Below are 24,228 nucleotides of genomic sequence, written 5' to 3'. Positions count from 1 at the left end.
GAAAGATATTGAAAAAAATTGAAGTGTTATTAGCAATGGCCGTCGATTTGTTGACGACTAAAAAAATTAATCAAGCTAAGTACGTTGAAAAATACCGGAAACTTGATGAAAAGGGGATCGATGATGAGTCAATTCGACACAAAATTCAACGCGACATCAAAGATTTACGCGGTTACTTTGCCAATAATAATTATGGGGAAATCAGTAAACTCAAAAAGGGTAATTATGAATTAAATGGAACTGGACTTGATGAATTGATGTCAGGATGGGTGATGCTTGATGATGTTCAAAAAGCGATTGTGATTGAGGTTTTAGCGGATATTCGTCTATTATCAAAAACCGAATTTGCTGAAATTGCTGGTAAATTTGTTTCATCGGACAAGCCTATTCTATTTAATGAATTTAATAATTTGATGCAACGTTATCGTGAACGGTATAGTTCAATTGATATTAATACTGATGATAATGAATACATGCAAAGTATTTTCGAAAAACTAAGTTTACTGTATGAAACAACCTATTTAGATAAAAATGGGAGAGCTAAGCAATCCGGATGCCAAGTAGAAGTGTTAAAAGTTGCATATCAGGATCGAGAATTTGAGGAGCATAATTATTCTGTAATCGCAAATGAAATCGCCTTTCGTGATCATCATCTATATCTGATTTCAACGGAGGTAGAAAATTTAGGTGATAACGAATGGCGTCCAATTAAAGATTCACGACGTAATTTACGATTAGACCGAATCATCAATGTTAAAAAGACGAATATCTCATTATCCATGCCAACTAATTCACAGGATGAAGCTGCGAGTGCGTTTACTGGTCAAGAAAAAAAATTGTATTTGAGTGTTATGGTGATGCAATTCTGCCAGCTCTTGATCGGTATATTGATTGGAAGCAATTAGAATCAGGACAAAATAATTTATTGAGTAATAAAGTTACTTTTTATGATCAACATGGAAATAAAATGGATAAGCAGACTAATCTGAAGCTACAAGTTCAACGGTCTATTACCCATAGCGGTAAAGCTATCTTTGAAATTAGAGATAGCCTCGAAGGAACTAAAATTTGGTTACTTAGTCAAGGAGAAAACGTTAAAGTTATACAAAATGATGATCTGAAAAAGAAAATGAAATCATCATTGCAAGGAGCATTAGCTTATTACTAAGCGTTTAGATAATAATTAAAATTTAAAAGGTAATGGTTAGGAGTAGTTATGGATCAACAAGAAACTATTAGGTCAGAAGTCAATCGTTTAGAACGAAAATTTAAACGTAAACAACGGTGGTTAAAAATTTGGTCTTTACCTGCCTTATGGGAAATTACTAAGTTTATTTATAGTAAAAGCAAGTTGACATTTAACTATATTATGAATATTAATTTAGGGTTGGTTAGGTTACTATTATTATTACTAGAAATAATCGTTATTTGGAATATATTTTATTACTCATTAGAAGTAGCAGAATTTATCCGTCGAATCCTGTTAGTTTTAGTGATGTTATTAGCCCAATTGTTTATGGATCAAGATACAGTTTTTGATTTAGTTTATAATTTTCATCTAGTAAATGTTTCATTTAAACAAAAAATTGTATTTCTAGTCACTTTAATTTTGATCGATACTATTCGAGCGCGAATTGTACAACATCGATTGAATAAATTAACTAATAATTATTATCTACGGTATAACCAATTAGTTAATCAGCTAGGTGATTCAGATAGTTCATTATCAACAGATGAATATCAAACAGCAATTGAACAACCGATAATAGATGACGTACATCAACAATACTTAAACGAAAAATCATCCTTATTGGATATCAATCTTGATGCTAAAACAGTTGATGATGGTCAACGTACGTTGCTACAAAATATTAAGGGAATACAAATTAAGGAAAATAGTTTAGTAGCCATTTTAGGGGTAACAGGAGCTGGTAAATCAACATTAATGAATTGCCTTAATGGAATGGAAGTGTCTGGTACTACTGGATCGGTAATGTTTGGTGGTTTAAACATTTTGCACCCTAAAAACTTTGCTACAGTTAAGTCCCAAATTGGTAGTGTTCCACAAGAAAATTTTCTTCATCAAGAACGGTCAGTTTATCGAGAATTAGAGGCAGCGGCCAAGGATCGGTTGCCTAAAAGAACGAGCCAGTCAACGATTCAAGAACATATTCAAATGGCACTGGATAAATTAAATTTAACGCCAATTAAAGATCAGAAGATTAGGCAGTGTAGTGGAGGTGAATTACGTCGGATAACTATTGCAACAGAATTGGTTGGAGAACGTAGATTACTGTTTTTAGACGAACCAGAGGCAGGTCTAGATGTCAGCACTAAGACCTCTTTAATAAAAACATTAAAAGATTTAACTCGAAATGATAATCGAACGATTGTGGTTATCATTCACGATATTTCGTATATTGATTATTTTGATTCAGTAATTTTCTTAGGAGTAGATAATCGCCAAGTAGGTCAGTTAGCTAGTTTTGGGACTCCGGATGAAATACGAGCTCGTTATCAAACGCAAAATTTTGCTGAGATATATGAAATGATTGGAGGATAATTGAATGAACCAAGTGAAATTTAAACGTAAAAATCCGATTGATGAGTTTGTAAGTTTAACCACTGAATACATTTTTGATTTTTTGGAAAATAAACAATCGTTATTGAAGATTATTGGATTTCCAATTTTTGCGGATGCGATTGTGTTATTGATTGCCAAAAAACATATTTTTGACAATTTCGAAGATACTAAATCCGCATTTTTCATCATTATTAGTGCGGCTATTTTTGGCGGAATTTTTAATTCAATATCCATTATTGCCAGTGATCGGAAAAACATTAAACAACGTGCAGCCACTCCTAATTTTTATTATGGAAGTTATTTAGCTTCGCGGATGGTAGTTCAATTATTAATTTGTATATTCCAAAGCTTTTTAATGGTGTTACTATTTAAGTTAGTCCCACATGACTATCCAGAACATGGGATTATTTTTAAATCAACGTTGATGGAATTTTGGGTAACATTATTACTGGTGTTATATGCAGCTGATATGTTGGGGTTAATGATTTCAACAGGAATTAAAAAGGAGGAGAGGGCTAGTACCATTGCTCCGTATATTTTAATTGTGGAATTAATTTTATCAGGTACTTTATTTAAATTTAGTAAAACGGTTGAACCACTATCAATCCCGATGGAAAGTCGTTGGGGAATGGAAGCTTTAGGTAGTACTGCGCGGCTTAATCAATTAACTTTAAAAATTCAAAAAAAACGATTCCTAATGTCCCACATCAGGCAGAGGAGGCATACCAAGCAACGCAAGCACACTTGTTCAATGCTTGGTGGTTTTTATTCATGTTTATATTTGTGGAATCAGTCATTGCGTATTGGTTAATTACTAAGATTTCGCAAGATAAACGGTAAAATTATAAATAATAGTTAAACGATTTAATTATTACTTACATGCTATACTATCCCTACGGATCATGCTCAGTTTCCTACGAGGCGCTGAGCTCTTTTTTTCAAAAAAATCCACTTACCTTTTGTAAATTCTCCCTTGTGGTAAAGTCGGCTTTAGGTGATATATTAACCTTAATGATTAGAAAGAGAGGTTAATTTCATGTTACTTGAACAAATTCAATCCCCGGCCGATGTCAAAAAGCTCAGCCGGGCCGAATTACAAACCTTAGTTGATGAATGTCGCCAAGCGTTACTCCAAAAACTGGAAGCGCATGGTGGCCACAACGGTCCTAACCTTGGGGTCGTGGAAATGACGGTGGCTCTCCACTATGTTTTTGATTCACCACGCGACAACTTGATTTGGGACGTTTCGCACCAATCATACGTGCACAAGATGTTAACGGGGCGCCAACAAGCTTTTACTGATCCGGCACACTATGATGACGTCTCTGGTTACACCAACCCCCATGAAAGTGAACACGACTACTTCTCAATTGGGCACACGTCAACGTCCTTGTCCTTAGCGTCCGGGTTTATTAAAGCCCGTGAAGTCCTCCACAAGTCCGGCAATATTATTGCTGTGATTGGGGACGGTTCCTTATCCGGTGGGATGGCTTACGAAGGGTTAAACACGATTGCCGATGAAAACCAAAACGCGATTGTGATTGTGAACGACAATGAAAACTCAATTGCGCCGAATCCCCATGGTGGTTTATACACCGCCTTGCGGACGCTGCGGGAATCCAACGGTCAAGCCAGTGACAATCTCTTTAAGGCGCTTGGTTACGAATATCACTATTTGGAAGCTGGGAATGACTTAGAGCAATTAATTGACCTCTTCGAAACGGTCAAGGATACCGATCGCCCAGTGCTTTTACATGTCCACACAGAAAAAGGGCATGGGTACGAACCAGCGGTGGCTAATCATGAAAAGTTCCATGCCGGCGGTCCAATTGATTTAAAGGCGGGCCTTTACTATGCGGACGAACAACCCCATGCCGCAACGTACAGCGACTTTATGCAAAAGTATCTGTTTGATAAGATGCAAGCTGACGAAGCGATTGTGACGGTATCATCGGGGACGCCGCAAATTATCTTTACGCCGGCCCAACGCCAACAATTAGGCAGTCACTTTATTGATGTGGGGATTGCCGAAGAAGAAGCCGTGGCGATGACGTCCGCGATGGCTAAGTATGGGGCCAAGCCGGTTTATCCGGTCTTTGCGACTTTCTTACAACGGACCTTTGACCAAGTGGCCCATGATTTAGCGTTAAACAATAACCCGGCCACGTTCTTGGTCTACTTAGCTGGGGTTTATGGGATGAATGATGAAAGTCACTTGGGCTTATTCGATGTACAATTCTTGTCCCACATTCCAAACATGGTCTACTTAGCCCCAACGAATCAAGAAGAATTACAAGCAATGTCGGATTGGGCGATTGACCAAACGGATCATCCCGTGGCAATCCGGGTACCAGCGACGGAATTAATTTCAACGGGGGTGGCTGATGACACCGATTACAGTCAATTAAACCGGAATCAAGTCGTTCATCAAGGTAGCCAAGTGGCCATCTTTGGGGTCGGCGAAATGTTAACGCGGGCTCAAGCAGTTGCGGCTGAATTAGCCAAGGCGGGCATTGATGCCACGGTCATTAATCCACGGTACTTAACTGGCTTAGACGAAGCCTTGTTAGCGGACTTACCAACGAAGCACCAAGTCGTTGTCACGTTAGAAGACGGTTTCGTCGAAGGAGGCTATGGTCAAATGGTCGCCAGTGCCCTTGGAACGGCGGACGTAAAGGTGAAGAATTACGGGTTAACGAAGGAATTCCATGACCGTTACGATGCGGAAGGCTTGTTAACGCAAAATGGAATGGCCGTGGAACAAATTGTTAACGACATTAAAGAGCTCATGAATAACTAGGTCGTGAGCCATCAAAATTGCCAGAAACACATTCATAACTAAACGAAAAAGGTTGAGAAGCGTCAAAACTTCTCAACCTTTTGTTACTTAATGGACTAAATGATAGACGTCGTCGGTTTGCTTCTTTACGTAGGCCTCAGTCCCATCTTGGTGGGCTTGTTGATAATACTCACACTTATGATCAATCACCGTTAATGTTTGTTCTAATTCCTGAATTTGTTGTTGGACGGCTTGGCGCCGGTCTAGAAACATTGCCAATCGTTGGTCAATCGTTTCATCACCGGCATCACACCAGGCCATGAATCGTTGGATATCATCGAGCGGCATCCCAGTCCGTTTCAAACATTCAACAATAGTTAATGTGTTGAGTTCATCCGGACCGAATTGGCGCCGACCATTGGCGTCCCGTTGCAAGTCAGGGAAGAGTCCTAATTGATCGTAGTAGCGCAACGTCGAAATGTTAAGGTTAAACAATTCTGCGACTTGCCCAATTGAATAAATGGTTGCGTCAGACATATGATATAACTCCTTACTTATAATTTACTAAAGCTAGTATAACAAACCAATTTGGTCAGATGTTCTCAAATTGCTTAACCTAAGGGGATAAATGCAGGTGATTATTGCCAAATGGCAGTTTTACAATTAGTTCAGGATTATCCGGCGCTTGAACACTCTTTATGCCACTAAAGTGTGGATGAGCGGGGAAGCAGACCATGAAGGGGGCGCGAATGCTTAACTAGTTGAGCGTTGATTTGACATATGGATAATAAGGAAATTAAAAGGCAAGGATTCGATTAAGAATCCCTGCCTTTGTTAGTTTATTTAAATTGATTCCAGTAGTTATCAGGTATTTCGAGGGGGAGGTCATCTGGAAGTACGCCTTGGCGAATTAATTGATCACGTGCAATGGCGGCAGTTAATGAACTCGGATCATCTTGTAGCGCAGTTAGCATTAATTTAAATTGTTCAGTTGAGAGAATGGTTGCCGATTGATGATGGGGACATTCAACAGTGATTATTTCTTGTTGATTATTTACATTGGATAGATAGGTCGGGAAATTAGCTTTAAATTCGGCTTGAGTTATTAATTTAGTCATCATTATCACCTCCTCGTTTGATTATTTTTATCATAACACTAATGCTGATAATGACAGCTATTGAGTTGAATGCTGGATCTAATTATTTGAAATAAACTGATATAATATTTGTAAGCAGTTGGATAAGGAGTAGCTACCTTATTTAATCGCTTAGTGGAATGTAGAAAGCACCACCCCTCAAGTAAACTGATTCATGGAGGTGAGGCTTATGCTACTTTTTAGAAAGGTGAACGAATTACGGTTAGTATTGCCGTTAGTATTTGGATCGTGTCTCGAGCAGTCTTGAATCTTGCTAGAGCATATCAAATACTAAAAGCGACCAACCAAAAACATGGTTAGCCGCTTTTAAATCGTTCGCTTTCTAATCCACGATTGAGGGGTAACCGGTGGAGCGGTTGCCTCTCTTTTCATTTATTTATGATAAAGGGTTGAGAGTAAAAATTCAAGTTACTTATTTGTTCCTAACTTCAAGTCAATATTTAAAATTTGCTTATAGTAGCAAAAGTTGGTAATATTATTCAAACTAAAAATTTAAAAAAAGGTCGTTTTTTTAGAAGTTGGTGTTTATAAAATGAGTAAATATCACGAATTAAGGATTTGGGGATACCAACATGGGGGAGAAAATCCAATTAATGAGTATAATAACCGTTTTAACTCATTTGGGACAATCCAAACAGGTCTAAAAATAAATCCCATCTTTAATGGGGAACAGTCAAACAAGGTTTTTGAATTATTTTCGGTTCCGTTACCTGAAATTCAATTATATGATTCAAAAATTCAATCTAATTCTCGTAAAATTGCCAAATTAGTTAATGATTTACCGGGAATAGCCGCTGAACAATTATTTATGAGTACTTTACGTGACGAGATCCTAAGTACCAATGAAATTGAAGGAGTTAAAACAACGAATGAAGAAATCGAAACGGCTATTATTGGAAGAAATAGCGCAAAAACAGTTCGATTACAATCCTTTGCCCGGATGTATTTTAAAATCAAACAACAATAACCATTGGTAATTCACGAACTAACTGATATTCGGGCAATTTATGATGAATTATTGCATGGAGAAATTGCAGATGATAACTTACCAAATGGTCAATTATTCCGAAATTCAGCCGTTCGGATTGGTAGTAGCACTAAGACGGTTCATTTACCAAAAGCGACGGAAGTTGAGTTTTTACCAGATTTAATGAAATGGCTTGAGTTTATTAATCGTGATGCTCCATTTCTGATCAAGCATTTATTGCCCATTACTACTTTGAATATATTCATCCGTTTTTCGATGGCAATGGTCGGTTAGGGAGATACATCACCTGTGCTTACTTAGGGTATAAGTTAGATCCATTCACGGCCATCATCTTCTCAAAGGAAATTAATAATCATCGCAAGCGTTACTATGATGCTTTTGTGGGAGTTGAAGAGCCTAAAAATTACGGTGAAGTAACGTTTTTCGTGAAAACGATGATGGAAATTCTGCTTGACGGACAACAAGCTTTAATTGAAGAACTCGAAACCAAACAAGAGTTATTTAAATTTGGTAGCAAGCAAATTCAGAAGCAATTTAATAGTGATCTTAAGGGTCGGTGTCTCTTTGTATACTATCAAGCTTATTTATTTAATGACTCAGGTGCTGGAATTGAGGATCGTATCTTATATGAATATCTTGATGATGCTCCCAAAACAAAGATTAGACGCATACTTGATGAGTTAGTTGATGATGGCTTGCTTGAAAAGACGAAAAAATCGCCAATTACTAGGCGGTCAACTACCAAGTTGATTGAAGCATTAATTAATTAGTTTTATCATTACCGTCCACTCACGAATTGGGTGGACGGTTTGCTATAATGGGTGGTAAAAAGTTATATAGAGTTATATAATAAATTAAAAGTTATATAGAGTTATATAAAAGCTAAAAAGCTATATAAAACCAGCGGGGGATTTAACGATGCAAAATCCGTTTACATTAAACTTTGGTAAAGAACCATTAACGATAATTAATCGTCAAACAGCTAAAAATCAGATTGTAGAAGACTTTACAGCGCCGATTATCAATAATCAAGTCTATATTATCTCTGGAGTTCGGGGATCAGGGAAAACTGTTTTACTAACAGAAATAAGTAAACAATTAGCTCAGCAATCAAAATGGTTAACGGTGGAGTTAAATAGTACTCGGGATTTGATGACGGCTTTATTAAGTAAATTATATGATTTACCAGCTATCGCACCACTTTTAATTGAAGCTAACATTGACTTATCATTTTTTTGGAATTGGAGTCCATTTAAAAACAGCAGCACCAATTGTTGATATTGAAACTGCTTTAAGTCGGGTAATGGATTTGTTGCAACACAAAGGTTATCGGTTATTAGTGACAATTGATGAGGTAACTAACTCACAAAGTATGCGCGAATTTACGGCTGCTTTTCAAATTTTAGTGCGTCAGGAAGCACCAATTTTTTTGTTAATGACAGGATTGTATGAGAATATTTCTGATTTACAAAATGAAGACAGTTTAACTTTTTTTATATCGAGCACCTAAAGTCTTTTTTGTCAGGGTTAAATTTAACGGCGATTATGGGGAAATATCAGTCAATTTTCAAGCTTGATGAAGCACAAGCAATGAAAATGGCCAAAATCACCCAAGGATATCCATTCGCGTTCCAATTATTGGGATATCTAAAGTGGCAACAACCAACCATAACAGATGAAGAATTATTAACTGAATTTGATATTCAAATTCAAGAATATGTTTACCAAAAATTATGGCATGACTTATCACCTAAGGATCAAAGTGTCTTAATTGCTCTGGCTAAGCTAGCTAACCAGCAAGGCCAAGTTAAAATTAGTAGTCTCCGGCAAGAATTGGACATGTCATCAAGTTTAATGTCAATTTATCGTGATCGGCTTAAGAAAAAGGGCTTAGTTGATGCTAGTCGCTATGGTTATCTAAGTTTTACTTTACCGCGCTTTGATCATTACATTAAGCTGTATTATTTAAGTCATTAACTGAGGTGACTACAACATGAAAAATTTCATTGCGGTTTTTCTTGGTGGGTGCTTAGGTGGATTGATCCGGGCCGGCATTGCTAGTTTAGCAAGTCCACTGCTTGCCGTGACAATCGTGAATTTAATCGGCGCCGGGTTATTAGCAAGTTTAACCAGTCGGTGGCTTCAGCATCGATTACCCGCTTGGCTCGGGCTGGGGTTAGGGACGGGCTTTTGTGGCAGTTTAACGACCTTTGGGACCTTAATAATGGCTTTAATGCACGCCAATTTACCGATGGCGATCCTGTATTTAGGCCTTAATGTCGTGGGCGGTGTCTTAATTGGCTGGTTAGTTTACACTGGAGGGCGACATCATGTTTGAAATTGCGCTTGGGAGTGGTCTCGGGGCATTATTGCGCTGGCAACTAACCACGATGATTAAACGCCAAGTTCCTTTGCAGTGGCCAGTCGCAATCTTGGTGATTAATTTGCTGGGAGTAACGGCCTTAGCTTGGTTAACGAGTCAAGGAATCTTGATGGTGGGGCCCATTAATTTAACCAGTGGTGTCCTGGGTGGCTTAACGACCTTTTCAACGTTAACGGTTGAAGCCGTGACGTTACTGGATGACCATCGCTATTGTTCCTTCGTTAGTTATCTCATGGCAAGATATGGCGGGGGATTGTTAATTTATTAGTTAGTTGGATGATAGAAGCGAAGGAAAGCTAGCAGAATTTTTACAACCATTTGACTGGGTGGAGCGGCCGTGACTGTATAGTTATTCATTCAAATTGAATATTAATCAAATTTTCATGTTTTTCTTGCACATAAAGTAGTAAACTAAACTCTGTAATATAATTTTAGAGGAGAGATTTTTCTAATGGAAGAAAATAAGAGTAAGTCATCCATTGGGTTTGGCGCCCTGGTGTTGATGATTCTTTCGACCATCTTCGGGTTTGCGAACTCGACGGTGGCCTTTGATCAAATGGGATATGCCTCCATTATTTGGTATATCCTTGCCGCTATTTTTGTCTTTTTTACCAACGAGTTTGATGTATGCCGAATATGGTTCATCATTAAAGGAAGCTAAAGGGGGGATTTACTCCTGGTTGGAAGCCGCCGTTGGTGAAAAATTGCCTTCATCGGGACGTTCATTTGGCTCAGTTCCTGGATTGTTTGGATGACATCCACTGCCAGCAAGGTCTGGATTCCATTTACGTCGATGTTATTTGGTCATGATATGACGCAATCAATCGGGTTTGCCGGGCTTAGTTCCACGTCAGTTGTTGGATTGCTCGGCATTGCCTGGATCATCTTCGTGACTTGGATGAGTGCGCGGGGGATTCAAGGAATTTCCAAAGTGGCAACCGTTGGTGGGGTCTTCACGATGCTTTTGAATGCCGTATTCTTAGTCATCAGCATTATCGTTTTGATCTTACAACACGGAAAGTTAATGCAACCCATTACGGGGATGGGATCCTTTATCCATTCACCAAATGCGGACTTCCAAACGCCGGTGGCCGTAATTTCATTCATGATTTACGCTATCTTTGCGTACGGGGGAATGGAATCAATTAGTGGGGTGATTGATAACGTCAAGAAGCCGGAACGAACTTTCCCATTCGCCGTCGTTACGTCCATGATTATTATGCTGTATCCTACGCCTTAATGATTTTCATGTGGGGGATTTCGACGAACTGGAACCAAGTCCTTGGTAAAGGAGAAGTCAACTTAGGGAACATCACGTATGTCTTAATGAACAACCTCGGGGTCACCTTAGGGGATACGATGGGCTTGAGTCACGCAACTTCGCTCGTAATCGGAAGTTGGTTAACCCGGTTCACTGGTTTATCCATGTGGCTTGGTTACGTGGGGGCATTCTTTGTTTTGATTTACTCACCAATTAAGTCCTTTATGTTGGGATCTGATGAACGGTTATGGCCAAAGAAGATGACCAAATTAAACGAACATGGGATGCCAGCTTATGCGATGTGGGTTCAAGCCGCCATCGTATGTGTGATCATTTTTGCGATTTCTTTCGGTGGGTCAGCTGCCAAGGAATTCTACTTGATCTTAACGAACATGTCGAACGTGTCAACGACAGCACCATACTTGTTCTTAGTCGGGGCCTTTCCATTCTTTAAGAAGCAACCAAACTTAGACCGGCCATTCGTGATTTTTAAGTCACAATGGATGACGAACTTAGTTTCCGTAATTGTCTTCTTAGTTTTAGCTGCCGGGATCATCTTTACGTGTCTCCAACCATTCTTAGACGGCGATTATGTCACGTTCTTCTGGACGTTAATCGGGCCAATCTTCTTTGGGATTGTCGCTTGGTTGTTCTATCACGTAAAGGCAAGTAAATAATTAACTTTTAATCACTTCAATTTATTGAGGTGGTTTTTTTATGCAAGTAAATTTGCTATAATATGCCATGAATAGATTGTTATGAGAACTTGATAGCTTGAATTTCCCGCAATACTTCAAAGTTACATTCGTTTTTTCAATGGAGGATTCAATGGAATTCAAGGATTTAGAACAAATTATTATTAGTCAATCCCAAGAAATTGCTGAATTACGGGCTGAAGTCGCTGCATTACGGAAAACGCAATCGGCAGCGCCAGTATTCAAGTCATTAAGTGATCCAACGCCAAGGACAGTGGCGGAAGTCGAAGCGCGGTGGCAAGCGGTCGGTGGACCACATAATTACGTAGAAGCCATGGCAAAAAATGCCCAATTATCTGAAGCACGACATTATGAAGGACTTGAAGACTAAGTAGTGAAACCATCTGGACCAAATTTGGTGTAGGTGGTTTTTCTTTTTAAGTTGTATTTATTTAGTTGAAGATCATTCAGCTGATGCGTTGCGCGCGCTTCGGGAAGAGTAATTAATGTTTAAGTCCTTAAGTTATAAAAAAGTTATAAAACTTCATCGAACAGATGTACGTAAATAAGCCACCTAGTGTTAATACAAGGACACTAGGTGGCTTATTAAATTGATTGATGTTCTTCGGTAACTTCGTAACTACGTTCGCTCAGCAGCGCCTTAGAGCCTAACTCAAAATAGCGTCGAACCTGGTTTTACCTGTTCCGACGCCATTTGTATCGTTACGCCAACAGGCGCTTGGTTAGCTGAGCTCACGACCTGGGTGTAACTACGCTCACCGAGCAAGCGACTAGGACTAACTGAAACGCACCTCGACGTGTTCCACGTCAAGGCCCGTTTCCGAGTTAGCCTACCGTCGCTTTTAACGCTCGGTTCGCGACCTAATTTTTAAAAGTCGCTGCGATTCCCATTCCGCCACCAATACAAAGACTGGCAAGGGCATGGTGAGCATTTCGCTTTTGCATTTCATGTAGTAAAGTGACGACGATTCGTGCGCCAGAAGCCCCAATTGGGTGTCCGAGGGCAATGGCGCCACCGTTCACATTGGTAATGTCACTTGGTAAGTTTAATTCCCGCGTCACTGCTAACGATTGGGCCGCAAAGGCTTCATTTAATTCGATTAAATCAAGATCAGCGACCGTTAAATTCGCTTTCGCAAGGGTTTGGCGAATGGCTTCAATTGGTCCTAAGCCCATGACCGATGGATCAAGGCCAATCATTTTGCCGGCCGTCCACGTTGCGAAGGGAGTTAAGCCTAATTCCTTTGCCTTGGTGGTACTCATCATCACAACAGCGGCGGCACCGTCGTTGATTCCGGAAGAATTCCCGGCCGTGACGGAACCATCGGCTTTAAAGGATGGTTTCAATTTACCTAATAACTCCATCGATGTATCGCGCACCGCTTCGTCTTGGGTGACGGTGACGGTATTTTTCCGCGTTTTAATTTCAATTGGAATGATTTCATCCGCAAATTTGCCTGCCGCTTGGGCCGCTTGCGCCCGTGCTTGACTTTGAAGTCCAAAGGCATCTTGATCTTGCCGGGTAAGGGCATATTGGTCAACGATATTCTCAGCCGTGATGCCCATTGGATAGTTGTGAAAGGCGTCTTCTAACCCATCGTGGTAAGCGGAATCGACTAAGATTGTATTTCCGTACCGCAATCCTTGCCGCGCACCGGGGACTAAGTAGGGGGCGTTGGTCATACTTTCTGTTCCACCAGCGACCATTACGTCAGCGTCGCCAACCATAATTGCCCGGGCGGCTAAGTTAATGGCTTGTAAGCCTGAGCCGCAGACAGCGTTAATCGTCGTGGCCGGAACGCTTTGTGGGAGCCCAGCTTGGAGCGTCGCTTGCCGGGCGACATTTTGGCCTTGCCCAGCTTGTAAGACGTTCCCAAAATAAACTTCGTCAACTTGGTTGGGGGCTAAGTTAATGGCTTCCAAGGCGCCTTGAATGGCGAGGGCGCCGAGGTCAACACTGCTTAAACTGGCGAGGGCACCACCTAATTTACCAATTGGGGTCCGTTTGGCACTGACAATGACAACTTCTTGCATGAATTAATCCATCCTTTATTACTGTTCTAAATATTCAATCAAATCGGGGAGTAGTTGTTCAGCTTGGTTAAATCCTTCATCATATAAGGCTTGGAGCTTTTTAATGTTATGCTCCATCCGCCCAACTTTCACCGGTTCCGCTGGGGCAATCACATAGGCTTGGCCGGTCGCTTCCATAATGTTTAAGTGATCAACTTGCTCATTGTAAACGGCTGGGCGCATAATCCCAGCTTTGGCGAACGCAGGGTAATCGTGGTATTGCTTTTCGTATAATTTAGCGACGACTTTACTCGTTGGCTTCTTCTTATAATCCCGTTCCCGTGTCCGCACGACCACAATTTTATCAAAGCCAGCTTGTTGGGCGAGGTCATAGGGAATGGAATCGGTGACGCCACCGTCTAAGCAAAGGCCGTGTTCCGTTTGCACCGGAGCAAACATAAAGGGCATTGAGGAGGAAGCTTTCAACGCAGCTTCTAAGTCATCACCCGTTGGATTAGTGAAGGTGACGGTTTGCCCGTGCTTTAACTCACTGGCGACAATCGTAAAATCGCTCGCGGAACGTTGGTAGGCGGCTTCATCAAAATTATGCCAATCCCAACCATGATCATTAAATAGGAAATCAAGGTTAATGACCGGTTGGCGTTTCAAAATATTTAATGAAGACATGTAACTACGATCATTGCGGTATTTGGTATTAACGGTAATCATCCGGCCGAATTGTTTTGAAACAAAATTAGCCCCGCAAAGTGCCCCGGCTGAAACACCGTAAACATGCTTAAATTCAATATGATGTTTTAAAAACAAATCGGTGACCCCGGCTGAGTATTGTCCCCGCATGGCGCCACCTTCTAAAATTAACGCAGCATTATACAACATCGTACTCGTATCCTTCCTCTCTTAACATTATTACATTATCTTAATATTATAGCATGGTTCTTAAACATCGCTGTAATTTGACAACTTAGAAAGTATAACTGATGTTCAATAATGAGAAAACGATTAGAGAAAGTTAAGAATTGCCTTGCAATTTGTCAGGGACCTCTTTATAATAAAGAAATCATATCAAACTTGTAATTTTAATAAGTCTTAATTTTGATTTATTAAATAATTCAAATGTAGAGGAGAGATGTACATGAGTTTGTGGAAGACAATGACACGACGGGAAGACCCGTCCGTTTATCAGGATAAGGATGGTCATTTGAAACGGACCTTGACCACCAAGGACTTTATTGGTTTAGGGGTGGGGACGATTGTTTCAACGTCCATCTTCACGTTACCAGGTGAAATTGCGGCCGTCCATGCCGGTCCAGCCGTGGCGTTATCATTCTTACTCGCCGCTGTCGTTGCCGGGTTAGTTGCGTTTGCCTACGCTGAAATGTCAGCTGCGATGCCATTTGCCGGGTCCGCGTATTCTTGGATTAACGTAGTGTTTGGTGAATTCTTTGGTTGGGTTGCTGGTTGGGCGCTCTTAGCCGAATACATCATTGCCGTGGCTTTCGTTGGATCTGGTTTCTCTGGGAACTTCCGGCCCCTCTTAGCTTCATGGGGCTTGAAATTACCAGCAGCGTTATCCAATCCAATGGGAACGAATGGGGGAATTGTTGATCTTTGTTCCGCCCTCGTTATCCTCTTCGTGGCTGCTTTGGTTGCCCGTGGGGTTTCCGGCGCCGCGAAGGTTGAAAACATCATGGTGGCCTTGAAGGTGCTTGCTATTTTAACCTTCGTCTTCGTGGCCGCTACAGCCGTGAAGGCAAGTAACTTAACGCCATTTATCCCTGAATACAAGATGACGCCAAACGGAGCCTTTGGTGGTTGGCAAGGGATTTACGCCGGGGTTTCTGGAATCTTCTTATCCTACATCGGATTTGACTCAATCGCCGCTAACTCGGCCGAAGCTAAGAACCTGGTAAGACGATGCCACGCGGGATCTTAGGTTCCTTAGCCATTGCTGTGGTGCTTTTCGTGGCTGTTTCCCTCGTGATGGTCGGAGCTGTTCACTACACGCACTTAAACACATCTGAACCAGTTGGGATGGTACTTCGGATGGCTGGTCACCCAGTGATTGCTGCCGTGGTGCAAGCCATTGCCGTAATCGGGATGTTCACGGCCCTCTTAGGGATGACGTTAGCTGGTTCCCGGTTAATCTACTCCTTTGGTCGGGACGGACTCTTACCTAAGTTCCTTGGTAAGTTAGACAAGCATGAAAACCCAACGAACTCTTTAGTTACGTTAACGATTGTGACGGTGGTAATTGGGGCGTTCTTCCCATTTGCTTTCTTAGCCCAATTGGTTTCGGCCGGGACGTTAATTGCCTTCATGTTCGTTTCGCTTGGGATTTACGGTCTCCGGAAGCGGGAAGGTAAAGACATTCCAGTGCCTGACTTCAAGATGCCATTCTACCCAGTCATGCCAGCGTTAGCTTTCGTTGCTTCCTTGGTAGTGTTCTGGGGGCTTGGGTTGATGCAAAGCTCTATGCTTTAGTTGGTTCGTTCTTGGATTATTAATCTACTTATTCTACGGTAAGAACCACTCATACTTAAACGATAAATAATTAATAATAGTCGACTAAATTGTTGGTCGGCTATTAAATTACGCCAAAAACAGTTATATGAGATTTTAATGAGGAAAAGATTATGACAAATTTTAATAAAAGTGCTGAATTATTAAAAGAAGAAGCGACTTCCTTTGCGACGGCCGCCCGGGTTAAGTATTACGATATCGTCATTGACCACGGTCAAGGGGCAGTGATTACTGACGTTGATGGCAATGACTACATTGACTTACTCGCCAGTGCCTCATCAACTAACACGGGGCACGCCCATCCCAAGGTGGCTAAAGCGATTGCTGAGCAAGCTAGCAAGTTAATCCAATATACCCCGGCCTACTTTGCTAATCCAAATGCAGCTAAGTTGGCGCCAAAGTTAGCCGCATTATCCCCAATCAGCGGTGACGTTGAAGTTGCTTGGGGAAATTCCGGATCCGATGCCAACGATGCCATCATTAAATTCTCACGGGCGTACACGGGGCGGCAATACATTGTCACTTTTACGGGGGCGTATCATGGGTCAACGTATGGTTCGATGACAATGTCGTCAGTTTCGTTAAACATGACCCGTAAAATGGGGCCGATGTTACCAGGAATCGTTAAAGTACCATTCCCTGATCCATGGGAACAAGAAGCTGATGAAACGGAGCAACATTTCGTTGACCGGATGTTCAGCCAATTTGAATTGCCATTTGAAACGTACTTACCAGCCGAAGAAGTTGCTGCAATTGTCATTGAACCAATTCAAGGGGACGGTGGTATCATCAAGGTCCCAGATGCTTACATGCAAAAGTTATACGCCTTTGCTAAGGAACACGGCATTTTATTCTGTGTTGATGAAGTCAACCAAGGGATGGGACGGACTGGTAAATGGTGGGGGATTCAAAATTTCCCTGGGGTTGAACCAGACTTAATGTCAGTTGGAAAATCAGTGGCCTCCGGAATGCCATTAAGTGCCGTGATTGGCCGCAAGGAAATTATGGAATCGCTCGGGGCACCGGGCCACTTGTTTACCACGGCGGGGAATCCGGTAACGACGGCGGCTTCCTTAGCAACACTGGAAGTGATGGAAGAGGAACACTTAGTTGAACGTTCCGCTGAATTAGGTCAGTTAGCCAAGGACTTCTTTAAACAAGAAGCCCAGGAATTTGACTTTATCGGCAATGTTCGGATGTACGGTCTGAATGGTGGAATTGACATTGTTGATCCATCAACTGGTAAGGGCGATAGTGATGCGACAACGATGATCATGAACCGTGTCTTTGAACTGGGAGCCATCATCATTAGTCTTCGGGGAAGTGTCCTCCGTTTCCAACCGCCACTGGTTATCACCGAAGAGCAATTAAAGCAAGCGTTTGCCATCTTACATCAAGCCTTTAGTGAATACCAAGCGGGCCAATTAACGATGCCAACTTGTCACCACATGGGCTGGTAAAAAACTACCGATCAATCTAATCTATCTTTTGAAACCCACGAGTTCGTAAACGCTCGTGGGTTTTTCGTGTTAAAATAAATTTATTGTTTAGAGAAAGAAGACTGGTAAGGATGAAACGATTTTTGCGTTGGTTAGCCACCGGGGTAACCATTTTAATTTTAGTGTTAGCCGTCGCCCAGGTGGTGCTTTTGCAGGGAACAGCGATGCAACCGATTCAAGCCACTAATCGACAAGTTAAATATTCGCACACGCCAACCTTATTAATTCCCGGATGGGGTGGGAATAGCTGGACGTACCATAAATTAATTGCGGATTATCAAGCTGATAACGTGGCCCAAAATGCGATGGTGGTGAATGTGACACCAACTGGTAAAGTTCACGTCCAAGGTAAAATTACCAAGCAAGCTAATCCGATGATTCAAGTGTTGTTTGATTGGAATTACTCCACAACCTATCATCCGCAAGTGTGGCAATTAACCAAAGTTTTGCAAGTGTTACATGATGATTATCACATCAATCGCGTTAACGTGATCGCGCATTCCTATGGTGGTACGGAATTTTTACATGCCGTCTTTGAACATCCGGAACTTCAGCGCCAAATTGGCTTTCCAAAAGTTATTTTACTTGGGGTGCCAGTGGAAGAAAGTTTTGGGAGTCATACTAAATTTAATCAATGGCTCTTTAAAAAGTCACATGACCGCTCATTTAAACGGTTATACCAAGCATCGCAACACTTAGCGTTAAAAGAACCCATGCACATTTATAATTGGCTCGGGTTACAAGATGAGTCACACGTCACCGATGGTCAAGTCCCGTTGATTGAAGCCTTAATGACGAAAAGCCTCATTAATAATCCGCAAATCACCTATGAGCAACGCGTCTTTAAACATACGAGTCATATTGAACTTCATGATAAAGAACACATTCTCAATGCCATTCAACAAATTCTTTGGGGACAACCCACGAAAGGAGTCGACGAATGATTCAACGATTACAACAAATATGGGGTAAATATCATTTATTATTGCAAATCGCCTTTGTGGCTTCGATGCTTGCCTTTGTTGGCGTAGCAGCTACGAGTTTCTTTAAAACGGTCGATTGGGGGCAGGTTAATTTAACTTTGCATCAGCAATCACCCCGCACACTACTATTATTAACGCTCGGGGGCATCATCGCGGTCATTCCGATGTTAGGATATGATTTCACTTTAAATCGCTTACTGCAGGCTAACTATCATCCCAGCTACTTGATTCGCTGTGGGTGGATGACCAACACCTTAACTAATATTGCTGGTTTTGGTGGTATCTTAGGCTCTAGTTTACGGGCGCTTTTCTATCATGAAGCGGGGGATCGGAAGACGATTATTGCGGCGGTGGCCAAATTAGCCTCTTCTTATCAACTGGCTTATCAGTAATCTGTTGGTTAGCGCTCGGAATTATTTGCTTTAATCCGGTCAGTGGTCATTTAATGCGGTACGGCATATGGATCATTGCCGGGGGATTATATGCACCATTATTAATTTGGTGGACCCGGCGACATAGTCAAACCCTTTTTAATGGCTTAACGCCGCGCTTAGAAGCCTTTGTTGTCGTCAGTTCAATTTTAGAATGGCTCGGTGTCACCTTATTCTTCGTGGCTACGGGGGCGTTATTACAGATTCAAGTAAACCTACTCGCTGTCATCCCACTTTACATTGTGGCCCAAATTATTGGGGTCTTATCAATGATTCCGGGGGCTTTAGGGTCGTTTGATGTCATTATGATGTTTGAACTAGTTAACCTAGGCGTGCCGCGAACTAGTGTCATCGTATGGCTCTTAATGTTCCGGGTCTTTTACTATGTCGTACCATTATTACTCGGCGGATTGTTAGGGTTACACCAAGCTTGGGTGGGGCTTAATCAAGCGTTAAATCAAATTCCACGGCAGTCTATGCGGCAATTAAGCTACTTATTGGGGACGATTTTGATGTATTCAACCGGCTTAATGATGCTCTTAGCTGCCATTATTCCTAATTTAACGGATAGTAATCAGTTCTTAGCCCGGTTTTATCCGTTAACCTTCTTTATCTTGCATCAATTATCGACAATTATGTTTGCCATTATTTTATTAGCTTGTGCGCGCGGAATTTCATCGCGGGTTGCCAAAGCCTATTGGCCAACTATGATTGTCTTAGGGGTTGCCAGTTTAAATGCGTACTTTAACTTAGCATCGCCATCAGTAACGTTATCGACCTGGGTGATTATGTTCTTAGTTTGGAAAATGCGCCCCGTTCTATACCGCAAAAAACTTCAATACACGTTGGGGAAATTTACGATTGATGCCGTGATTTTCGCCGGAAGTATGTTGGTGTACATGTTAGTTGGGTACTTAAATTCACCGAAGTATCAAATTAAGCATACGACCCCGAATTACTTATTATTCCCTGGTGGACATATTTGGGCCTCAGGGTTCATTGGCATGTTAATCGGCTTGATTTTGATGACGATTATGATTCGGTTCTTAATGCACGCGAATGAACCATTCCGGGGGAGTTACCAACTTGATTTACCACGGTTCCAAGCTTTAATTAATCGATTCGGTGGCAACGAAACTAGTCATCTCGCCTTGTTAAATGATAAACGGATTTATTACTACCAAGTAGCAGGACAAGATCAAGTAGCCTTAATGTATCGGGTGAAATACGATAAATTAATCGTGATGGGGAACCCGATTGGGAATCAAACAGTGGTTGCGGAGGCCCTCCATGCCTTTACGAGTGAAGCTGATATCTATGGTTATTTACCAGTCTTTTATGAAGTGAGTGGCCCGGTCACGATGCAACTCCATGAGCTAGGTTTTGACTTTTTAAAGATCGGTGAAGACGGGCTGGTGACGTTAGCCGACTTCACCTTAGCCGGAAAAAAGCAACGTTCGCAACGGGCCTTAATTCATAAATTTGAGCGGGAAGGGTATACCTTTACCATGGTCGAACCACCATTTGAAGCCGAATTAATGCACGAATTAAAAGCTGTATCAGATGATTGGCTTCATGGTCAAATTGAAAAGGGCTTCTCGTTAGGGTTCTTTGATGACGATTATATTAATGCCGCGCCGGTCGGGATTGTCCGGAGTGCCAGTGGCGAATTAGTCGCCTTTGTCACCTTAATGCCAACGGGGGGTAAGGAATTACTAACGATTGACCTGATGCGACATTCCCATACCGCGCCGTCGGGGATTATGGATTTATTATTTGTGCGAATGTTTGAATATGGACAGGATCACGGATATCCTGAATTCGACCTTGGAATGGCCCCGTTAGCTAATGTTGGGGAATCGAACTTTAGTTTTATTACTGAACGAATTGCCCATTTTATTTACCAATACGGGACCCGCTTATACGGGTTCCAAGGTTTGCGCCGCTACAAAGAAAAATATGTGTCGCATTGGAAATCTCGGTACTTGGTTTACCGGAAGAAACATTCATTAGTTGCCACAATGATTGCCTTAGTGCAAGTTGTCAACGAGCGCCGTAAATAATCCAACATGAAAACGCTCCTGGAAAATTAATTCCAGGAGCGTTTTTGAGAGGAGATTAAAATGATTGAATTAGAACTTCAAGTCCCAAGCTGGCACTTGAGCTTCACCGTAAAGCTTCTTCATAAGTTGCTTGTTGCTTTCCGTTTGGTAGGCCTTCACAACATCCTTTAAGGCTTGCTTATCAGCGTTCTTCTTGTCAACCGCAATCACGTTGACCCATTGCTTGGAATCTTGGTTGGTTGGTTCAACAAAGATGGCGGACTTGTAATCAATCCCAGCCGCACTAGCGTAGTTGGTGTTGATGACCGCAGCGTCAACGTCCTTGAGTGAACGGGCCACTTGTTCAGCAGAGAGTTCCTTGATCTTAACGTTCTTCTTGTTATCCGTAATGTCCTTGATAGTAGCTAACTTCGTCCCTTTCTTGATGTTAAAGATACCGGCATTCTTCAAGGCGAAGAGGGCCCGACTTTCATTTGTGGCATCATTAGGCACCGCAATCGTAGCGCCATCAGGTAAGTCATTCAAAGACTTGTATTGGTTGGAGTAAACCCGAATTGGGGTAATCATGGTATCACCAAGACTAACAATATCCGTGTGGTGAGCTTCATTCCATTCCTTTAAGAAAAGCTTGTGTTGGAAAGCGTTAAGGTCAACGTCGCCATTGCTAAGGGCCTTGTTAGGTTGGTTGTAGTCCGTGAACTTCTTGAACTTCAACGTAATGCCATACTTGTCCTTGGCCGTCTTAGCCACATTGTCCCACAATTGATCATCCTTTTGCGTCCCAGACATAATCCCGACCGTCACCGTTTTATTAGCTTGTTGGTGGGGGCGAACAAAACTAAAGTAACCACCGACAATCACCACGAGGGCGATGATAATTCCCCAAAGGGTACGCTTTTGTTTCTTCTTCATGTGCATATACCTCCTAAAATTAATGTTTCGCTCATGAATGGACTAAAAAAGTCCTGCAACCGCAAACGACAACCATGTCATTTTGCAATTACAGGACGAATTAGCGTGGTACCACCTGACTTCACTAGCTAAGTCACCTTAACTAGTCTCATTTGGTTACAAAATTATAACCAAGCGTAGGGATAACGGACGCTACTTCCGTTGCCAGCTTCATCACTGACACCATTATTTCCAGGCCATCTTCAATTATTATTTGCCGTCTTCTCACACCACCCGAAGACTCGCTGGGGGTCAAATTAATAATTTACTCTCCTGATCGAAACGTTTATTAAATTTCTATGTGAATTATCTTAAAACTAATCCCAAGAATAGTCAACACTTTTCTTAAAGTTTTTTTAATTTGTTTTTAATTTAACGCGTTGGAGGGCTCGGAGAAGGATTAAAACAACGATGGCTTCAATTGGCCAGGTAATGATTTCTTTAACTAACCGAATTTTTAAGAGGGCAACGGCGCCGTCTTTAGCAAAGCCCATCATGACAATCCATAAGGTGTTAAAGAAGACGTTAGTCACTAAGATTTGGACGAATTCATAAGTTACTACCCGCATAACGGTCGGTCTGGCTTGGTATAAAAACATCCCTGCAATCAGACCGCTGATGAAGGCTGAGAAGGTGAAGCCAGGGAAAAACATGCTACCGGTATTAAAGACGGTATTGCTTAACAAATCGGTAATCACCATCGTAATTCCAGTTAGCCAGGGGCCCAGGAAATACCCTGAAATCGCGGTGATCATAAAGCCGAGCCCAATTAAGACGACTTGTTGATTTCCAAGCGAGAACTTATCAAAGATTAACTGTAAGGCCGTCAAGAGTGCCGCTAACGTAAGTACTGGGGTCGTTAATTTTGGCCCCTTAAATGACAATAATTTCATGATTACTGCCTCCTTTCAAATTATTTGTTAGGGAGACAGTTATTAAATCGAACTGCCGCTGGTGAATGCGATCCAGCTTAGCGACCGCTAGTATGTGAGCCCGTTAAAAGTTTCCGGGAGCTAAGCGCTGAATTCCGTGCGGCGTTAGGCACTAACGTCGGAGGAATTTACGCTTAGCACGAGGAAACTTAGGGCGAACATCATTACTAGTGTGAAGCGAACACACACTAAAAGTGCATTTGATTCACCTTTGTAATGATGCTCCGCCTAAAATCCCTAATGATAAGGGAAACCGCCTCCGACGGTAATCCTTACCGCCGTTCGTTGGTTCCATCCTTATCATACGGGATTTTTAAACGGCTCCGCATACTAGCTTGTCTTGATTTCAACGTTCACATTCCGTTCCGTTGAAGTTTAACGAGGCTGGATCTACCCCAACAAACTTAAGTTAAGTATACAAAGGACGGACGGGTGGGGCAAGTTAAAGACCATAAAAACCCCCGATTCCGCCAGAGGCGAGGGAACCGGGGGTTAGAAAGTGAATTGGATTGAATAATTTTAATGGTTAGCCCTTGACGATTTCACAGAATTCAATCGTTTCATCGTTAGGACCAGCAATGTTAAAGAACTTGATGCCGTGATCCCAGAAGTCAAGGTGTTGTACTTCTGCGTCCTTTAAGTTGTAACCAGCGTCCTTCGCCGCCTTGAAAGCAGCATCGGCATCGCTCGTGTTTAATGAAATGTGGTTGATGGCACCCGTTTCGTGCACGGCTCCGTCACCCGTCCAGATTTCAAGGGTGAGGTGACCCACGATCATGAAGACGACTTGGTTACCTTGATTATCCGTATCAAAGTTACCTTGCATCTTGAAACCAAGGCCAGCGTAAAAGTCAACCGTTGCCTTTAAATCATCCGTTGGCATCCCAATGTGTTGGATGTCATCAAAGTATCCTGCTAAACTCTTGTTAAAAGCCATAATCAATTCT

The 24,228-nt window shown here is 41.8% G+C and carries 25 protein-coding genes, 2 pseudogenes and 1 other annotated feature; of the genes and pseudogenes, 20 read left to right on the top strand and 7 right to left on the bottom strand.

Annotation, left to right across the window (positions count from 1 at the left end):
- Positions 1-8 precede the first annotated feature (8 nt).
- The 5 genes from JCM14505_RS05875 to JCM14505_RS05855 all read left to right on the top strand — a co-directional run bounded on the left by JCM14505_RS05875 (position 9) and on the right by JCM14505_RS05855 (position 5,384).
- Positions 9-905: a hypothetical protein gene (locus JCM14505_RS05875; RefSeq protein ID WP_054653448.1), complete on the top strand. Its 897-nt coding sequence runs from the start codon at positions 9-11 to the stop codon at positions 903-905.
- Between the two features lie 20 nt (positions 906-925).
- Complete coding sequence (locus tag JCM14505_RS05870) at positions 926-1,168, top strand: WYL domain-containing protein (protein ID WP_156249849.1); 243 nt, start codon at positions 926-928, stop codon at positions 1,166-1,168.
- 48 nt (positions 1,169-1,216) lie between these two features.
- On the top strand, positions 1,217-2,563 hold the full coding sequence (locus tag JCM14505_RS05865) for an ATP-binding cassette domain-containing protein (protein WP_054653446.1): 1,347 nt from the start codon (positions 1,217-1,219) through the stop codon (positions 2,561-2,563).
- A 4-nt stretch (positions 2,564-2,567) separates the two neighbouring features.
- Complete coding sequence (locus tag JCM14505_RS05860; protein ID WP_054653445.1) at positions 2,568-3,395, top strand: ABC transporter permease; 828 nt, start codon at positions 2,568-2,570, stop codon at positions 3,393-3,395.
- A 225-nt stretch (positions 3,396-3,620) separates the two neighbouring features.
- A complete protein-coding gene (locus tag JCM14505_RS05855; RefSeq protein ID WP_054653444.1) occupies positions 3,621-5,384 on the top strand; it encodes a 1-deoxy-D-xylulose-5-phosphate synthase in 1,764 nt (587 codons plus the stop codon).
- An 87-nt stretch (positions 5,385-5,471) separates the two neighbouring features.
- On the opposite strand, the gene JCM14505_RS05850 is transcribed toward JCM14505_RS05855, so the two are convergent.
- Together JCM14505_RS05850 and JCM14505_RS05845 are read right to left on the bottom strand one after the other, a co-directional pair.
- Positions 5,472-5,900: a MerR family transcriptional regulator gene (locus tag JCM14505_RS05850; protein WP_054653443.1), complete on the bottom strand. Its 429-nt coding sequence runs from the start codon at positions 5,898-5,900 to the stop codon at positions 5,472-5,474.
- 302 nt (positions 5,901-6,202) lie between these two features.
- Positions 6,203-6,484, bottom strand: a complete 282-nt coding sequence (locus JCM14505_RS05845; protein WP_054653442.1) for a hypothetical protein — start codon at positions 6,482-6,484, stop codon at positions 6,203-6,205.
- 568 nt (positions 6,485-7,052) lie between these two features.
- On the opposite strand from JCM14505_RS05845, the gene JCM14505_RS05840 reads away from it, so the two are divergent.
- The 10 genes and pseudogenes from JCM14505_RS05840 to JCM14505_RS05795 all read left to right on the top strand — a co-directional run bounded on the left by JCM14505_RS05840 (position 7,053) and on the right by JCM14505_RS05795 (position 12,238).
- The gene (locus JCM14505_RS05840; protein ID WP_054653441.1) at positions 7,053-7,487 is read left to right on the top strand and encodes a hypothetical protein; all 435 of its coding nucleotides are present in this window, start codon (positions 7,053-7,055) and stop codon (positions 7,485-7,487) included.
- Positions 7,488-7,490: 3 nt separating this feature from the next.
- Positions 7,491-7,781 (top strand): hypothetical protein, encoded by a 291-nt coding sequence (locus JCM14505_RS05835; protein WP_054653440.1) that lies wholly within the window; start codon positions 7,491-7,493, stop codon positions 7,779-7,781.
- Positions 7,706-8,278: a Fic family protein gene (locus JCM14505_RS05830; RefSeq protein WP_082405642.1), complete on the top strand. Its 573-nt coding sequence runs from the start codon at positions 7,706-7,708 to the stop codon at positions 8,276-8,278. The genes JCM14505_RS05835 and JCM14505_RS05830 overlap by 76 nt, the downstream gene beginning before the upstream one ends.
- Positions 8,279-8,426: 148 nt before the next feature.
- Positions 8,427-8,786 (top strand): AAA family ATPase, encoded by a 360-nt coding sequence (locus tag JCM14505_RS09685; protein WP_054653438.1) that lies wholly within the window; start codon positions 8,427-8,429, stop codon positions 8,784-8,786.
- 25 nt (positions 8,787-8,811) lie between these two features.
- The gene (locus JCM14505_RS09680; protein WP_054653437.1) at positions 8,812-9,018 is read left to right on the top strand and encodes a hypothetical protein; all 207 of its coding nucleotides are present in this window, start codon (positions 8,812-8,814) and stop codon (positions 9,016-9,018) included.
- 8 nt (positions 9,019-9,026) lie between these two features.
- The gene (locus JCM14505_RS09675) at positions 9,027-9,485 is read left to right on the top strand and encodes a DUF8462 domain-containing protein (RefSeq protein WP_054653436.1); all 459 of its coding nucleotides are present in this window, start codon (positions 9,027-9,029) and stop codon (positions 9,483-9,485) included.
- 16 nt (positions 9,486-9,501) lie between these two features.
- Complete coding sequence (locus JCM14505_RS05810; protein ID WP_054653435.1) at positions 9,502-9,846, top strand: fluoride efflux transporter FluC; 345 nt, start codon at positions 9,502-9,504, stop codon at positions 9,844-9,846.
- Complete coding sequence (locus JCM14505_RS05805; RefSeq protein ID WP_054653434.1) at positions 9,839-10,159, top strand: fluoride efflux transporter FluC; 321 nt, start codon at positions 9,839-9,841, stop codon at positions 10,157-10,159. The genes JCM14505_RS05810 and JCM14505_RS05805 overlap by 8 nt, the downstream gene beginning before the upstream one ends.
- A gap of 183 nt (positions 10,160-10,342) precedes the next feature.
- Positions 10,343-11,829: pseudogene (yjeM, locus tag JCM14505_RS05800) on the top strand (glutamate/gamma-aminobutyrate family transporter YjeM).
- 151 nt (positions 11,830-11,980) lie between these two features.
- A complete protein-coding gene (locus JCM14505_RS05795; RefSeq protein ID WP_054653433.1) occupies positions 11,981-12,238 on the top strand; it encodes a hypothetical protein in 258 nt (85 codons plus the stop codon).
- 491 nt (positions 12,239-12,729) lie between these two features.
- Here JCM14505_RS05795 and JCM14505_RS05790 read toward each other — a convergent pair whose 3' ends face one another.
- Entirely contained in the window at positions 12,730-13,902 is a 1,173-nt protein-coding gene (locus JCM14505_RS05790) for an acetyl-CoA C-acetyltransferase (protein WP_054653432.1), read from the bottom strand.
- Between the two features lie 18 nt (positions 13,903-13,920).
- A complete protein-coding gene (locus tag JCM14505_RS05785; protein ID WP_054653431.1) occupies positions 13,921-14,778 on the bottom strand; it encodes a patatin-like phospholipase family protein in 858 nt (285 codons plus the stop codon).
- Positions 14,779-15,034: 256 nt separating this feature from the next.
- Between JCM14505_RS05785 and JCM14505_RS05780 the strand changes: the two are divergent.
- From JCM14505_RS05780 to mprF, 5 genes and pseudogenes are all read left to right on the top strand, one after another.
- Positions 15,035-16,453, top strand: a pseudogene (locus tag JCM14505_RS05780) (APC family permease).
- Between the two features lie 82 nt (positions 16,454-16,535).
- Entirely contained in the window at positions 16,536-17,882 is a 1,347-nt protein-coding gene (locus JCM14505_RS05775; protein WP_054653430.1) for an aspartate aminotransferase family protein, read from the top strand.
- Between the two features lie 110 nt (positions 17,883-17,992).
- A complete protein-coding gene (locus JCM14505_RS05770; RefSeq protein WP_054653429.1) occupies positions 17,993-18,865 on the top strand; it encodes an alpha/beta hydrolase in 873 nt (290 codons plus the stop codon).
- Positions 18,862-19,296: a hypothetical protein gene (locus tag JCM14505_RS09670; protein ID WP_225352289.1), complete on the top strand. Its 435-nt coding sequence runs from the start codon at positions 18,862-18,864 to the stop codon at positions 19,294-19,296. The genes JCM14505_RS05770 and JCM14505_RS09670 overlap by 4 nt, the downstream gene beginning before the upstream one ends.
- Positions 19,263-21,398 (top strand): bifunctional lysylphosphatidylglycerol flippase/synthetase MprF, encoded by a 2,136-nt coding sequence (mprF, locus tag JCM14505_RS05765; protein WP_225352290.1) that lies wholly within the window; start codon positions 19,263-19,265, stop codon positions 21,396-21,398. The genes JCM14505_RS09670 and mprF overlap by 34 nt, the downstream gene beginning before the upstream one ends.
- Before the next feature lie 69 nt (positions 21,399-21,467).
- Here the strand turns inward: mprF and JCM14505_RS05760 are convergent, their stop codons facing one another.
- From JCM14505_RS05760 to JCM14505_RS05750, 3 genes are all read right to left on the bottom strand, one after another.
- Positions 21,468-22,310: a MetQ/NlpA family ABC transporter substrate-binding protein gene (locus tag JCM14505_RS05760; protein ID WP_153010997.1), complete on the bottom strand. Its 843-nt coding sequence runs from the start codon at positions 22,308-22,310 to the stop codon at positions 21,468-21,470.
- An 88-nt stretch (positions 22,311-22,398) separates the two neighbouring features.
- Positions 22,399-22,639: a binding site (T-box leader), on the bottom strand.
- 66 nt (positions 22,640-22,705) lie between these two features.
- Positions 22,706-23,242, bottom strand: coding sequence for a folate family ECF transporter S component (locus tag JCM14505_RS05755; RefSeq protein WP_054653427.1), 537 nt, complete (start codon positions 23,240-23,242; stop codon positions 22,706-22,708).
- 565 nt (positions 23,243-23,807) lie between these two features.
- Positions 23,808-24,218: a VOC family protein gene (locus JCM14505_RS05750; protein WP_054653426.1), complete on the bottom strand. Its 411-nt coding sequence runs from the start codon at positions 24,216-24,218 to the stop codon at positions 23,808-23,810.
- Positions 24,219-24,228: the final 10 nt, after the last annotated feature.

Origin of the sequence: Limosilactobacillus equigenerosi DSM 18793 = JCM 14505 (assembly GCF_001311375.1) — a bacterium.
Lineage (GTDB): Bacteria > Bacillota > Bacilli > Lactobacillales > Lactobacillaceae > Limosilactobacillus > Limosilactobacillus equigenerosi.
The sequence above is the reverse complement of the archived record's forward strand: the minus strand, read 5'-3'. Positions and strand labels throughout refer to the sequence as shown.